General features: G+C 71.8%; 13 protein-coding genes. 8 read left to right on the top strand and 5 right to left on the bottom strand.

All coding sequences use genetic code 11. The annotated features are described in order from the left end of the window. The first annotated feature begins 50 nt into the window (after window positions 1-50). From GT358_RS14550 to lpxK, 5 genes are all read left to right on the top strand, one after another. Window positions 51-1,571 (top strand): DUF2125 domain-containing protein, encoded by a 1,521-nt coding sequence (locus GT358_RS14550; protein ID WP_166583359.1) that lies wholly within the window; start codon window positions 51-53, stop codon window positions 1,569-1,571. Window positions 1,572-1,643: 72 nt separating this feature from the next. Beyond that, entirely contained in the window at window positions 1,644-2,990 is a 1,347-nt protein-coding gene (locus GT358_RS14555) for a TldD/PmbA family protein (RefSeq protein ID WP_166583360.1), read from the top strand. Window positions 2,991-3,077: 87 nt separating this feature from the next. Further along, window positions 3,078-3,329 (top strand): DUF4170 domain-containing protein, encoded by a 252-nt coding sequence (locus GT358_RS14560; RefSeq protein WP_166583361.1) that lies wholly within the window; start codon window positions 3,078-3,080, stop codon window positions 3,327-3,329. A gap of 11 nt (window positions 3,330-3,340) precedes the next feature. Continuing rightward, window positions 3,341-4,582, top strand: a complete 1,242-nt coding sequence (locus GT358_RS16745; RefSeq protein ID WP_166583362.1) for a glycosyltransferase N-terminal domain-containing protein — start codon at window positions 3,341-3,343, stop codon at window positions 4,580-4,582. Further along, window positions 4,579-5,607: a tetraacyldisaccharide 4'-kinase gene (lpxK, locus tag GT358_RS16750; RefSeq protein ID WP_166583363.1), complete on the top strand. Its 1,029-nt coding sequence runs from the start codon at window positions 4,579-4,581 to the stop codon at window positions 5,605-5,607. The genes GT358_RS16745 and lpxK overlap by 4 nt, the downstream gene beginning before the upstream one ends. Here lpxK and GT358_RS14575 read toward each other — a convergent pair. Genes GT358_RS14575 through GT358_RS14585 form a run of 3 tightly spaced genes read right to left on the bottom strand, consistent with a single transcriptional unit; the run spans window position 5,565 to window position 7,995 of the window. Further along, the gene (locus GT358_RS14575) at window positions 5,565-6,731 is read right to left on the bottom strand and encodes a CaiB/BaiF CoA-transferase family protein (protein ID WP_166583364.1); all 1,167 of its coding nucleotides are present in this window, start codon (window positions 6,729-6,731) and stop codon (window positions 5,565-5,567) included. The two genes, lpxK and GT358_RS14575, sit on opposite strands and share 43 nt — an antisense overlap. Then, window positions 6,728-7,468: a DsbA family protein gene (locus GT358_RS14580; RefSeq protein WP_166583365.1), complete on the bottom strand. Its 741-nt coding sequence runs from the start codon at window positions 7,466-7,468 to the stop codon at window positions 6,728-6,730. Before GT358_RS14580 ends, GT358_RS14575 begins: the two co-directional genes overlap by 4 nt. Beyond that, complete coding sequence (locus tag GT358_RS14585) at window positions 7,465-7,995, bottom strand: DUF721 domain-containing protein (protein WP_166583366.1); 531 nt, start codon at window positions 7,993-7,995, stop codon at window positions 7,465-7,467. The genes GT358_RS14580 and GT358_RS14585 overlap by 4 nt, the downstream gene beginning before the upstream one ends. 68 nt (window positions 7,996-8,063) lie before the next feature. Here GT358_RS14585 and GT358_RS14590 point away from each other — a divergent pair, with 68 nt between their 5' ends. Together GT358_RS14590 and GT358_RS14595 are read left to right on the top strand one after the other, a co-directional pair. Further along, window positions 8,064-9,122, top strand: coding sequence for an A/G-specific adenine glycosylase (locus tag GT358_RS14590; RefSeq protein ID WP_166583367.1), 1,059 nt, complete (start codon window positions 8,064-8,066; stop codon window positions 9,120-9,122). Window positions 9,123-9,187: 65 nt separating this feature from the next. Continuing rightward, window positions 9,188-10,351: an alkane 1-monooxygenase gene (locus GT358_RS14595; RefSeq protein WP_166583368.1), complete on the top strand. Its 1,164-nt coding sequence runs from the start codon at window positions 9,188-9,190 to the stop codon at window positions 10,349-10,351. Between the two features lie 130 nt (window positions 10,352-10,481). Here the strand turns inward: GT358_RS14595 and GT358_RS14600 are convergent, their stop codons facing one another. Together GT358_RS14600 and GT358_RS14605 are read right to left on the bottom strand one after the other, a co-directional pair. Then, entirely contained in the window at window positions 10,482-11,591 is a 1,110-nt protein-coding gene (locus GT358_RS14600) for a site-specific DNA-methyltransferase (protein ID WP_166583369.1), read from the bottom strand. Between the two features lie 84 nt (window positions 11,592-11,675). After that, window positions 11,676-12,314, bottom strand: coding sequence for a ribonuclease HII (locus GT358_RS14605; RefSeq protein WP_166583370.1), 639 nt, complete (start codon window positions 12,312-12,314; stop codon window positions 11,676-11,678). Window positions 12,315-12,691: 377 nt separating this feature from the next. On the opposite strand from GT358_RS14605, the gene GT358_RS14610 reads away from it, so the two are divergent. Beyond that, a complete protein-coding gene (locus GT358_RS14610; RefSeq protein WP_166583371.1) occupies window positions 12,692-12,967 on the top strand; it encodes a hypothetical protein in 276 nt (91 codons plus the stop codon). Window positions 12,968-12,984 lie beyond the last annotated feature (17 nt).

Consider the following 12,984-nt stretch of genomic DNA (forward strand, 5'->3'; position numbering starts at 1 on the left):
CCGCCCGGTGGCGGATCGTGGGCGTGCGCGCCGCAGAGAAGGACCGTTCGATGATCGCACCGCGCTTTCGCCGCCTCGGCGCCGCCTCGGCGCTGGCCCTCGCCGCGTCGCCGGCCCTGGCCGACCTGACCGCGCAGCAGGTGTTCGATGACTGGCTGTCCGGCCTGAACGTCTATGGCGAGGAGGGCGTCACGATCGGCGCGCAGGATTATGCTGCAGGCGTGCTGACCGTTCGCGACATCGCCTTTTCCTTCGAGAGCGAGGACGGCACCGTGGTGGCGGGCCGGGTGCCCGAAGTGGTGATGACCGAGAACGACGACGGTACTGTGACCGTCACGATGTCGCCGGAATATCCCATGACCATCTCCGCGCCCGCCGACCCGGAGGCCGGCACCGGCGCGTCAGAGGCCCGCCTCCTCTTCCGCCAGGCCGGGCTCGCGATGACCGTATCGGGCGAGCCGGGGGCGATGACCTACGACCTGTCCGCCGACCGCTTCTCGCTCGAGCTCGACTCGCTCGCCGAGGATGGAGAGGCGGTGCCCGCCGAGTTCCTCCTCGCGCTCAACGATCTGGAGGGCACCACCGTGTCCACCGGTCTTCCGGGCGAGGACAGGGGCTTCGACTACGACTGGGAGGCCGGCACGCTCGACCTGCTGCTCGACATTCCCGATGCGGAGACCGGAGGCCATGTGATGCTCTCGGGGCGTGTCAGCGACATGGCCCTGCAGATCCTGCTCGACATGCCCGCGGCCGCGCTCGACTCGCCCGAGACCGCCCTGCGCGACGGCCTGTCCATGGAGGGCGGCTATGAGTATGCCTCGGCCAGCTACCTCTTCGAGGTAGCCGATCCCGACATGGGCAGCCTCAACGGCACGGTCGCGACCGGTGCCGGAACGCTCTCCTTCGCCGCCAGCGGCGAGGAGGTCAGCTACAGTTCCCAGGTTGTCTCCCTTGCGCTCGCGGCCACCGGCGATCAGCTGCCCTTTCCGATCGAGGCCAGCATCGCCGATTACTCGGTGGACCTGCTGATGCCGCTGGCTGCCAGCGACGAGCCGAGGCCCTGGGCGCTCGGGCTCAACCTCGCCGGCTTCGCCCTCAACGAGGAGATCTGGCAGACCTTCGATCCGGGCGGGGTACTGCCGCGCGATCCTGCGACCCTGACGCTCAGCCTGTCGGGACTGGCGACCCTGTTCTCGGACCTGACCGATCCCGCCTTGGCGGAGGCCGCCGAGCCCCCGGGGCAGATCGACTCGGTGGAGATCGAGACGCTGGTCCTGTCGCTCGGCGGAGCAGAGGTGACGGGCAGCGGTGCCTTCACGCTCGACAACACCGATCTGGAGACGATGGGCGGCCTGCCGCGCCCCGAGGGCACGGCCGAGTTCCGCCTCGTGGGGGTTAATGCCCTGCTCGACAACCTCGCCGCACTGGGCCTTCTCCAGCCCGACCAGATGCTCCCTGCACGGATGATGCTGGGCGCCTTCGCCACGGCGGTCGGCCCGGACGAGCTCACCAGCCGGATCGAGGCCACAGCCGAGGGGCAGATCCTCGTCAACGGACAGCGCATCCAGTAGGATCGCGGCCGGGCTGCTGCGGCCCGGTTTTCCTGCGCCCGATCGCGACCCACCTGCCGCGAAGGATCGTTCATGGATTCGCCTGCCGAACTTGCCGCCCGGCTTCTGGACCTTGCGCGTCGCGCGGGGGCCGACGCCGCCGACGCCCTCGTGGTGCGCGGCGCCTCCCTGTCCGTCGAAGTCCGCGGCGGACGACTGGAGGAGGCGCAGCGCGCCGAAGGGATCGATCTGGGTCTGCGCGTCCTCGTGGGACGGCGGCAGGCGGCCGTGTCGGTCTCCGACCCCCGCGAGCCCGTCCTGACCCAGCTGGCGGAGCGGGCCGTCGCCATGGCGCGGGAGGCGCCGGAGGACGACACCGCGGGTCTTGCCGATCCCGGAGAGCTCGCCACCGCCCGGGCCATGGAGTCGCTCGATCTCGAGGACCGATCTCCCGAGCCCGACCCCTCTGCCCTCGAGGAGCAGGCCCGTCGCGCCGAGGCCGCCGCGCTGGGCGTGCGGGGCGTGACGCAGGTCGAATCGGCCTCTGCCGGCTGGTCGCGCCGGGAGATCGCCCTGGCCGCCACCAACGGCTTTGCCGGTGCCTACACGCGGACCGAGCGCGGCCTGTCCTGTTCTGCCATCAGCGGGCAGGGCACCGCGATGGAACGCGACTGGGACTATGACAGCCGTGTCCACGCCTCCGACCTGCGTTCACCCGAGGAGATCGGCCGGACGGCCGGCGAGCGCGCAGCCGCCCGCGAGGGGGCGAGCAAGCCGCCCACGGGCGCGTTCCCCGTCCTGTTCGACGAGAGGGTGGCGGGCTCTCTCATCGGACACCTTCTGTCGGCGATCAACGGGGCGGCCGTCGCGCGCGGATCGTCCTTCCTGCTCGACCGGCTGGGCGAGCCTGTCCTGCCCGACGGCCTGACGCTGCGCGAGGACCCCCATCGTCCCCGCAACCCGGTCTCGCGCCTGTGGGACGCCGAAGGTCTTCCGACGCGACCCAAGGCCCTGGTGGAGGAGGGGCGGCTGACGACATGGCTTCTCGACCTTGCCTCGGCGCGGCGGCTGGGGCTGCGGAGCACGGCGAATGCCGCGCGGGGGCCTGGCAGCGCGCCTGCCCCCTCCGCGACGACGGTCGAACTGACCCAGGGCACGGAGACCCGCGACGACCTGCTGCGCCGGATGGGACGGGGTCTCTGGGTGACCTCGCTCATCGGATCGACGATCAACCCCAACACGGGCGACTATTCGCGCGGGGCAGGCGGGTTCTGGGTCGAAGGGGGCGTGCCCGTCCGTCCGGTCTCGGAGGCGACGGTCGCGGGCAACCTGCGCGACATGCTCCGGCGCATCGTGCCCGCGTCCGATGCGAGACCTCACGTGACGCGCGTCGTCCCGTCGCTCCTGATCGAGGAGGGCATGACCGTCGCGGGAGCCTGACCGGCGGCGCATGCGGCTCCATCACCCTTGACGAGTGCGGAGGGGCGGACCAAACCCGCCGCGACCCGTTTCCTTCAGGAGCCGATCATGGCCAAGCAGCGCCTCCACCTGGTGTTCGGCGGCGAACTCGTGGACCCGGCCCGGACCGAGTTCCGCGACGTCTCTCGCATCCACATCGTGGGCATGTTCCCGGATTATGCCAGCGCCTTTGCCGCCTGGAAGGCCGAAGCCCAGCGGACCGTGGACGATGCCCACATGCGCTACTTCATCGCCCACCTGCATCGCCTGCGCGACGAGGAGCAGGCCGGGTCCGCCGTCCCGCAGGCCATGGAGGGCTGAGGAGCGCAGGGGTGCCGCGCCATCCTCTGGCGCTGACCGCCTGGGCGGCCCTGTCGGCCGCGGCTGCCGACCAGCAGGGCGGCGAGACTGACGGCGCCGGGCGGGGCGGGGGCTGCCTGGTCTGGCTGCACAGCGACAGCGAGGGTCGGCTGCCTTCGCTTCTGGCGCTGGCCGAGCGGCTCGAGCGCGAGGATGGGGTCGCCTGTCTGCTGACCCTTCCGGCGGAGGCAGCGGCCCGTCCGACCTGCGCGGCGGCGCTCGCCTCGGGGGCGATCCGGCCCAGCCTGCGGCCCGTGCCGTCCGAAGCGCCCGCGGCGGTGCAGGCCTTCCTGGACCGGTGGCGGCCCGATGCCGCCGTCTGGTGCGGCGGCGGCCTGCGGCCCAATCTGCTGGCGCGGGCCGCGCGGGCCGGCCTTCCGCTCGTTCTGGCCGAAGGCGCGCCGAACCCGCGGCTCCTGGCCCAGGGGGGATGGATGCCGGGCCTTTCTGCGGCGGTCGTGCCGCTCTTCGCTCGCGCGCTCGTCACCGGGCGGGTGTCCGCCGACCGTCTGGCCCGGGCGGGCCTGCCCCCGGAACGCATCGAACTGCGCCCTCCGCTCGAGGCGCCCCCGGTCGTGCTGCCCTGCAACGAGCGCGAACGGCGCGACCTCGCTGCCCTGATCGGAGCGCGTCCGGTCTGGCTCGCTGCGGACCTGCCGCTCTCCGAACTCGCGCAGGTCGCCGCGGCCCATCGTCTGGCCAGCCGTGCGGCCCATCGGCTGCTGCTGCTGATCGCCCCCCGCGATCCCGACGAGGGCTCCGCCATGGCGCGCGGCCTGACCGAAGCCGGTCTGCGGGTCGCGCTGCGGGCGGAGGGCGCCGAGCCCGAGGAAGATGCCGCCGTCTATCTGGCCGACGGCACCGGGGAGACGGGGCTCTGGCTGCGCCTGGCCCCCGTGGCCTATCTGGGCGGCACCTTGCCGGGCGGACCCGGCGGGCGGCACCCCTTCGAGGCGGCCGCACTGGGCTCGGCGCTGATCCATGGTCCCGTGACGGCCCCGCATACCGGAGCCTGGGGACGTCTCGACGCGGCGGGCGGCGCCCGCGCCGTCCGCAACGGAGTCGAGCTGGGCCATGCGGTCGAGTCGCTTCTGGCGCCGGATCGGGCGGCCGCCTCCGCCCGCGCCGCCTGGGACATCGCGACGGAAGGCGCCGAAACGCTCAACCGGCTGCACGATCTGGTCCGCGCCGCGCTCGACGGAGCGCTGCGGTGAAGCCCCCGTCCTGGTGGTGGCGCCCCGAGCCTGCGCGCCAGGCGCGGCTTCTCGCTCCGCTGGGGGCGCTCTATGCGGCGGCCACGGCACGCCGGCTCGCGCAGGGCGGCGGCTCGCCGCCCGGCCTGCCCGTGATCTGCGTCGGCAATCTCGAGGCGGGCGGCGCCGGCAAGACGCCGGTGGTGATCGCGCTCGCCGAGCGGCTGACCGTGCGGGGCGTGAAGGTCCATCTGGTTTCGCGGGGCTATGGCGGCCGGCTGCCCGGTCCCGTGCAGGTCGGGCCCGTCCACAGCGCCGGCGACGTCGGCGACGAGCCGCTTCTGCTGTCGGCCTTTGCGCCGACCTGGATCGCCCGCGACCGCGCCCAGGGGGTCCGCGCCGCCGCCTCTGCCGGGGCGAAGGCGATCGTTCTCGACGACGGGCTCCAGAATCCCGCTCCGCCGAAGGATCTGTCCCTGCTCGTCGTGGATGCCGCACGCGGCTGGGGCAACGGTCTGCCGCTTCCGGCCGGTCCCCTGCGCGAGCTGCCGCGCGACGGGGTGTCCCGGGCCGACCTGCTGGTCACGCTGGGGCCGCCCGAGGCCCAGGAGGCGTTCGAGCGACGCTGGGCTCCCCTGGTCGCACGATTGCCGCGCCTGCGGGCGATGGTGCGGCCCCTGCCCACGGGGATGCCGTGGGAGGGGTTGCGCGCCCTGGCCTTCGCCGGGATCGGGGTGCCGGACAAGTTCTTTGCCACCTTGCGGGGTCTGGGCGTCGATCTGGCTGGAACGCGCGCGCTTGCGGATCATCAGCCGATTCCGCCGCGGCTGTTTGCGCGGCTGGAGGCGGAGGCGCAGGCACTGGGGGCGCGGCTCGTGACCACCGAAAAGGATGCGGTGCGGCTTCCCCCGGAATGTCGCGGGCGCGTTCTCGTCCTGCCCGTACGGCTCGCGAGCGAGGACTGGAGCCCGCTCGACGCCGCGCTCGATCGGCTGTTTGCGGCCTATGCGCCGCCGGCCTCGCCCCAGAGGTCCGGGTCATCCTGATCCGCCCCGAGCCGCGGCGAGGGGCGCGCCAGCACCAGCGGCGAGCGGGAAAAGCGGACGGGCGAGCGCACCCCCGGCACGTCCTCCGCTTCGATCCGCAGGCCGCGGGCGGCGACCTGCGGATCGTCGAACACGTCCGCCATGGTATTGATCGGCCCCGCAGGGACACCCTGCGCCTCGCAGGCCGCCAGAAGGTCGGCGCGCGTGAACCGGACGGTCTGCTCCGCGATCCGCCGCACCAGTTCGGCCCGATGGGCGAGCCGGCCCGGATTGGTGTCCCAGGGCGGATCGGCCAGTCCGGGCACACCCAGCAGGCCACAGAGCCGCCGGTGCTGGGCATCGTTGCCCACAGCCAGGATCACGTGTCCGTCCGCGCAGGGAAAGATCTGATAGGGCACGATGTTTGGATGGGCGTTCCCGAGCCGTCCCGGCGGGTGCCCCGAGGCGAGGAAGTTCATCGCCTGGTTGGCAGCCATGGCCACGCCCACATCCAGAAGCGCCATGTCCACCCGCTGTCCCAGACCGGTGGCGTCGCGCTCGCGCAGGGCAGCCAGGATCGCGGCGGCGGCATAGACGCCGGTGAACAGGTCCACCACCGCGACCCCGACCTTCATCGGTTCGCCCTCGGGTTCGCCGGTAAAGGACATGAGTCCGCTCATGCCCTGGATGATGAAGTCGTAGCCCGCCCGGGCCGCATAAGGCCCGTCCTGGCCGAACCCGGTAATCGAGCACCAGACCAGACGGGGATTGACCGCCGAAAGGGCCTCCCAGCCCAGGCCGAAGCGGTCGAGACCGCCGACCCGGAAGTTCTCGATGACGACGTCCGCCTCGGCCGCCAGACGGCAGACGAGATCACGGCCCTCGGGGGTGGAGAAGTCGGCCACGACCGACTTCTTGCCCCGGTTGGCCGCATGGAAGTAGGCCGCGGCCCGTTCGCCGTCCCGCTCGATCCAGGGCGGACCCCAGCGGCGCGTGTCGTCGCCCTCCGGCGCCTCGACCTTCACCACGGAGGCTCCCAGATCGGCCAGGAACTGGCCCGCCCAGGGCCCCGCGAGAATGCGGGCGAGCTCGAGCACCTTCAACCCCGCGAGGGGCGGAGCGGCCGTGGCGGCGGATGGGCTCACTCGGCGGCGGCCGCGACGTATTCGGCGTCGAGCAGCTGGCGCATCGCCTCCCAGCCCATGTTGGAATGACGCTCGCCGTTGATGATGAAGGTCGGAGTGCTGTTGATGCCGTCGGCCTCGGCATTTCCCTGCCACCAGGCGACCAGCGCTTCGGCCTTCTCCGCATCGCTCAGGCAGGCGTCCAGCGCCTCCGCCGTCAGACCCGAGGCCAGTCCGATCCGCCGGAGGTTGTCGGCGATGGCGGCCGGAGACCCGTCGCCGACCCATTGCCTCTGCTGCGCGAAGAGCTGGTCCAGGACAGGGAAGAAGCGCATGGGACCGGCACAGCGCGCCACCATCGAGGCCCAGAGGCCGTAGCGGTCGAAATACACCTCCCGGAAGGTGTAGTGGACCTTGCCCGTGTCGATGAACTGCTCCTTGAGCTGGGGATAGCCGTTGGCGTGCCAGGCGGCGCAGTGCGGGCAGGTGAGCGAGCCGTATTCGATCATCCGGACGGGCGCCTCGGGATTGCCCAGCGTCATCTCGAAGATGCCGGGGGCCACCTCCTGCGGCTCGTCGGCGGCGACCTCGGTCCCCGTCCCCTCCGTCGTTTCGGCGGGCGCCTCGTCGAGCGCCGGCGCCATCTCGGCGACCGCCTCGTCCGCTGCCGCGGGAGCGGGATCGGCCGGAGCCTCCTGGGCGGCCAGCGGCAGGGCGGCCAGCAGCGCCGCGATGGAAGCCGGAAGAAGGGGTGTCATGTCGCGGGCTCTCCGTCCTGGGCGCCGTCAGGGGCGCTGCGGCTCAGGACATTGGCTGCAAGGGCGGCAAGCGCAAGTCGCAATCGCGTGTCGTTGATGCCCTCGGCGCCGCATGTTTCGGCGAGGGCGGCAGGCCCGGATGCGGCAGGCGGAACCGGCGGGGCGGGCGGAGCGGATCCCGCGGCAAAGGCGGCCGCGCTCGTCTGCCGGATGCGCAGGCGCGCGACGGCCTTGTAGCCGTAGCAGGCATTCACCCGGTCGCAGATGCGGTCGCGCTCCATCTCGAGGCGCAGGGCAGCGGCGCCCACGGCCAGCACCACCAGCGTGGCGCCGTCGGGAGCGCCCTTCCGGGATGGGCGCGGATGGCGCACCTCCAGTGGTCGCGCCAGGCGCGCGATCTCCTCGCCTACGATCTCGGGCCAGTGGGTGAGAAGCCGCGTCGCCAGAAATCCGCGCGCCTCGCCCACCTCCCGGATTACGGGCCGCAGGATGTCCGCGGCAGGAACGAATCGGCCGGCGCGCTGCATGGTCCCTCCTCCGGGACCATGATAGGCCGTTCGCCGGCCCGGAAACAGATCCCGGGCACCCGGATCTGATGGACCTGACTTCCGCTCTTCTCGACTGGTACGACCGCCACGCACGGGTCCTGCCCTGGCGTCTGCCGCCCGGCAGTCCCGATCGGCCCGATCCCTACCGGGTCTGGCTGGCCGAGGTGATGCTCCAGCAGACCACCGTCGCGGCCGTTCGCCCCCGCTGGGAGCGCTTCGTGGCGCGATGGCCCGACATCGGGAGCTTGGCGGACGCGCCGGACGCGGCCGTCATGGAGGAGTGGGCGGGACTGGGCTACTACGCGCGCGCGCGCAACCTGCTGGCCTGCGCGCGCGCAGTGGCGGCCGTCGGGGAGTTTCCCCGGACCGAGGCCGAACTGCGCCGCCTGCCGGGCCTCGGGGCCTATACCGCTGCCTCCGTGGCGGCCATCGCCTTCGGCGAGCCTGCGGCGGTGGTGGACGGCAACGTGGAGCGGGTCATCGCCCGGCTCGACGATCTCGACGAGCCGTTGCCCGCCGCGCGCCGGACGATCCGCGATCGCGTCGCGCAGCTCGTGCCCGCGGATCGCCCGGGCGACTTCGCCCAGGCGATGATGGATCTGGGCGCCACCATCTGCACCCCGCGCCGCCCGGCCTGCGGACTCTGCCCCTGGCGGGATGCCTGCCTGTCCCGCCGGCACGGAACGGAACTGTCCAGACCCGTCAAGCCTCCGCGCCGGACCGTGCCGGAGCGCGAGGGGGTCGTCTATGTCGGCCGTCGCGATGACGGAGGCTGGCTTCTGGAGACGCGGCCTGCCGACCGCATGCTGGGAGGGATGCCGGGCTTTCCGGGCTCCGCCTGGGATCGTGGCGAGACCGAGGCACCGCCCCCGGTTCCCGGCCCCTGGGAGGAACTGCCCGCCCGCGCCCGCCACGGCTTCACGCATTTCGCGCTGGTCCTGCGGGTCAGGGTTGCCCGCCTGTCGCGAGACACGGTCATTCCCGAAACCCTCTTCGTGGGCGAGCTGCGCCCCGAATCGCTCCCCACGGTCATGCGCCGCGTCTGGGATGTCGCCCGCACCGCTCCGCAACTGGCCGATCCGCTCTCCGGCGCACCAGCCGATTGAGCCCGCGACAGCGCGGTCCTAGTCTGTCCTCGCGTTCCCCCGCCCAGAAGATCCGGACAACCGCCATGGCCGACCTGTCCTCCTCCGGTACTGCTCCTCAACACGTTCCTGTCTCGTTCTGGCGGGCCATTCCCTACTGGATGTCCGTCCTGACGGTTCCGGTGGCCTTTGCCGGCGCGTGGTGGGGCGGCTGGACGGTGTTCCTGCTGCCGCTGCTGACGTGGTTCCTGTTCGATCTGCTGGACCTCGCGATCGGTCTCGACACGTCGAACGCCGATCCCGCGACGCCCGATTCGGCGCTGTTCTGGTATCGGCTGGTCACGCTGATCTGGTGGCCCCTCCAGGCGCTCATGGTGTTCGGTCTGATCTGGTACGTCCCGGGCGCGGACCATCTCGCCCCCTGGGAAAAGATCGCGCTGTTCTTCGGGGTGGGGATCGTCTCGGGTGCCGTGGGCATCGTCTATGCCCATGAACTGCTCCATCAGGGCTCGCGGCTCGAGCGCTGGCTGGGCGACCTGCTGCTCGCGCAGGTGCTCTACTCCCATTTCCGCTCGGAGCATCTGCGCGTCCATCATCCCCATGTCGGCACGCCGCGCGATCCGGTCTCCGCACGCTACAACGAGGGCTTCCACCGCTTCTTCCTGAGGGTCCTGCGGCAATGTCCCCCCTCGGCCTGGCGGGCCGAGCGGGCGCTTCTGGCCCGCAAGGGCCTGACGATGCGCAGCCTGCGCAACCCCTTCTGGCTCTACGGGGCGCTTCAGGCGGGGTTCGTGCTGCTGGCGCTCGCCCTGGGCGGCTGGGAGGGGCTGGGGCTGTTCCTGCTCCAGGCCGCGGTCGCCGTCTGGCAGCTCGAGCTGACCAACTACATCGAGCATTACGGCCTCACGCGGAAGCATCTGGGCGAGGGCCGCTACGAGCCCGTCCGTCCGCGCCATTCCTGGAACGCGGCGCATCGGGCCTCCAACTGGTTCCTGATCAACCTCCAGCGCCATTCGGACCACCATACCAAGCCCGACCGACGCTTTCCGCTCCTGCAGACCTATGGCGAGGACGAGGCGCCCCAACTCCCCTTCGGCTATCCGACCATGGCTGCCATCGCGCTCGTGCCGCCGCTCTGGCGGCGGGTGATGAATCCGCGCGTGCGCGCTTGGCGGCGGCGTTTCTACCCGGAGGTCACGGACTGGACCCCCTACAAGACGGGCGCTCTGCCGATGCCAAGGGGCGCCTGAAGAAAAGGGCCCCGCGCGGGTAGCGAGCCGTCGCGCGGGGCCAGGTGGGAGCCGGGCGCATGAGGGCGCACGCCGGCTCCGGCGGTCTGGAGGCCCAGCCCCGGGGCGGGGGCGGGCCGATCCGGTCAGGTCAGGCGTGGGCGGCCATCTCGGCGCGCACCTGCTGGCGCAGCACGTCGATCGGCACCAGCGCGCCCTCGCGGCGGAAGTGCCAGTAGGTCCAGCCATTGCAGGACGGGGCGCCTTCCAGATGCGCGCCCACCTGGTGGATCGAGCCCTTGACGTCCTGGCCTACCAGCGTGCCGTCGGCGCGCACCCGGGCCTTGTGCCGCCCGCCCAGCGACCACAGCTCCTCGCCCGGCCGGAGCATCCCCCGTTCCACGAGCTGGCCGAAGGCCACGCGCGGCTCGGCGCGGCGCGAAAGGGCGGTCTCCAGCGCCTCGCGGTCGTGCGGCCGCACGTCCCTGAGCCGCGCCTCGGCAAGGCGCCGATAGGCCTCCTCGCGCTCGATGCCGACGAAGTGCCGGCCCAGGCGCCGGGCGACCGCGCCGGTCGTGCCCGTCCCGAAGAAGGGATCGAGCACCACGTCGCCCGGATGGGTCGTTGCCAGCAGGACCCGGTGCAGCAGGGCCTCGGGCTTCTGGGTCGGATGGGCCTTGGCCCCGTCCGCATCCTTGAGCCTCTCGTGCCCGGTGCAGATCGGCAGATGCCAGTCCGATCGCATCTGCACGCCGTCGTTGAGCGCCTTGAGCGCCTCGTAGTTGAACGTGTAGCGGCTCGCCTCCGCCCGCGAGGCCCAGATCAGCGTCTCGTGGGCATTGGTGAAGCGCGTGCCGCGGAAGTTCGGCATCGGGTTTGCCTTGCGCCAGATGACGTCGTTGAGGATCCAGAAGCCCAGGTCCTGCAGCGCGGCGCCGACGCGGAAGATGTTGTGATAGGAGCCGATCACCCAGATCGCTCCATGGGGCTTGAGCACGCGGCGCGCCTCCGCGAGCCAGGCCCGCGTGAAGCGGTCGTATTCGCCGAAGCCGCCGAAGCGGTCCCAGGCGGCGTCCACGCCGTCCACGCGCGATCCTTCCGGGCGGTGGAGTTCGCCCCGAAGCTGAAGGTTGTAGGGCGGGTCCGCAAAGACGAGGTCCACGCTCGCCTCCGGCAGGCGCCGCATCACCTCGATGCAGTCGCCCGCCAAGACCCGGTCGAGGACCTCCGAGAGGCCCGCCGCCGCTGCCGTTTCTGCCATTCACTGCCTCATGAACCGGCGGGTTGTCCCGCTCTGGTTGACCGAACACTGGCAGGGCCTTCGGGAGGCGTCAAAAACTAAAAGTCACGGCCGACAGGTTGCACCCTCTGGACACAACATGTGGCGAAGCGGTGCGAAACTGCGTCTATGGGCAGGGGATGGTCCCAGCCGGTGTAGCGCGGCGATGTGGCTTTCGGACCCGTAGCCCTTGTTGCGCTCCCAGCCATAGCCCGGATGCTGTTGCGCCAGTGCGACCATGATCCTGTCGCGCCACGATTTTGCCACGATCGAGGCCGCTGCGATCGAGAGCGACAGCCGGTCGCCGCCGACCACGGGCCGGGCGGGGCAGGGCAGATGGGCGGGTCGCCAGGGCCCGTCGATCAGCACGTGATCGGGGGCGCACGCGAGTGCGCCGACCGCCCGCTCCATGGCCAGAAGACTCGCCCGAGCGATTCCCAGCGCGTCGATCTCGTCCGCCTCGACCAGTCCGAGGCCCCATTCGGCCGATTCGCGGATCAGCCGATCGAGCCGGTCCCGCGCGGCAGGCCGCAGGCGCTTGCTGTCGTCGATACCGTCCGGGATGCGGTCCGGATCGAGGATGACGGCAGCCGCCACGACGGGTCCGGCCAGAGGGCCGCGTCCGGCTTCGTCCACGCCGGCGATCCGCTGCAGGCCGGCATTCAGCAGGGTGGTCTCGTGCGAGAAGTCGGGCGGCGTCCGCATGTCCCCATCCCGCCATGCCGCTCCCGAGCGATCAAGCCCGTCAGGTGCCGTCTGGACGGATCGGGGGAGGCCTTCGAGGCCTCCCCCGTCCCGACGCGAGCCACCTGGGGCATCGGGCCCGCGCCGCTGCTCGACCTTCGGCTCCGATGGAGCCTCTGCCGAAGTCCTGTGGTCCGTCCGGGCCCGCCGTCGCTGTCGGGCGGCGGGCATGTCCGACGAGGCCATCTGCGGGCACCCCGCCCAGCTAGGCAATGACAGCCCGCGGTTATCGGCTGGCCGGTCCCTCCGGAGCGGCCGCGGCAGCCCGGAGGGGGTCGGGCGGGCAGGGTGCCGGACCGCTATTGAATAGCGCACGCGCGCCTGAGACATGTGGAACCATGAGACCGCTCCTTCTTGTCCTTCTTCTGGCCCTGCCGGCCGAGGCGTTCGCCGCCTGCTTTGCCGATTACAAGGCGAGCCGCCGCGATCCGTTCGAACTGCATTACGGCGTGGCCGAGATCCTCGGCCCCTGCGATCCGCGATCGGCCGAGCAGGAACTCGCGCCGCGTCTGGCGGCGGACGGCTGGCAACTCCTCGAAGTGGTCGCTACCTTCGACGAGACCGGCCTGGAGGAGCGACGTGAGAGCGCTGGCGACTTCTATCTCCGCTACTGAGGCGCGCGCGGCCGGCA

Origin of the sequence: Rubellimicrobium sp. CFH 75288, assembly GCF_009904055.1 — a bacterium.
Classification (GTDB): Bacteria; Pseudomonadota; Alphaproteobacteria; order Rhodobacterales; family Rhodobacteraceae; genus Rubellimicrobium.

Excerpts from the sequence above, each read along its gene's own strand:
- GT358_RS14580 (WP_166583365.1), bottom strand. The coding sequence starts at position 7,468 with ATGACACCCCTTCTTCCGGCTTCCATCGCGGCGCTGCTGGCCGCCCTG.
- GT358_RS14590 (WP_166583367.1), top strand. The coding sequence starts at position 8,064 with ATGGACCTGACTTCCGCTCTTCTCGACTGGTACGACCGCCACGCACGG.
- GT358_RS14595 (WP_166583368.1), top strand. The coding sequence starts at position 9,188 with ATGGCCGACCTGTCCTCCTCCGGTACTGCTCCTCAACACGTTCCTGTC.
- GT358_RS14585 (WP_166583366.1), bottom strand. The coding sequence starts at position 7,995 with ATGCAGCGCGCCGGCCGATTCGTTCCTGCCGCGGACATCCTGCGGCCC.
- GT358_RS14555 (WP_166583360.1), top strand. The coding sequence starts at position 1,644 with ATGGATTCGCCTGCCGAACTTGCCGCCCGGCTTCTGGACCTTGCGCGT.
- GT358_RS14605 (WP_166583370.1), bottom strand. The coding sequence starts at position 12,314 with ATGCGGACGCCGCCCGACTTCTCGCACGAGACCACCCTGCTGAATGCC.
- GT358_RS14560 (WP_166583361.1), top strand. The coding sequence starts at position 3,078 with ATGGCCAAGCAGCGCCTCCACCTGGTGTTCGGCGGCGAACTCGTGGAC.
- GT358_RS14550 (WP_166583359.1), top strand. The coding sequence starts at position 51 with ATGATCGCACCGCGCTTTCGCCGCCTCGGCGCCGCCTCGGCGCTGGCC.
- GT358_RS14600 (WP_166583369.1), bottom strand. The coding sequence starts at position 11,591 with ATGGCAGAAACGGCAGCGGCGGCGGGCCTCTCGGAGGTCCTCGACCGG.
- GT358_RS14610 (WP_166583371.1), top strand. The coding sequence starts at position 12,692 with ATGAGACCGCTCCTTCTTGTCCTTCTTCTGGCCCTGCCGGCCGAGGCG.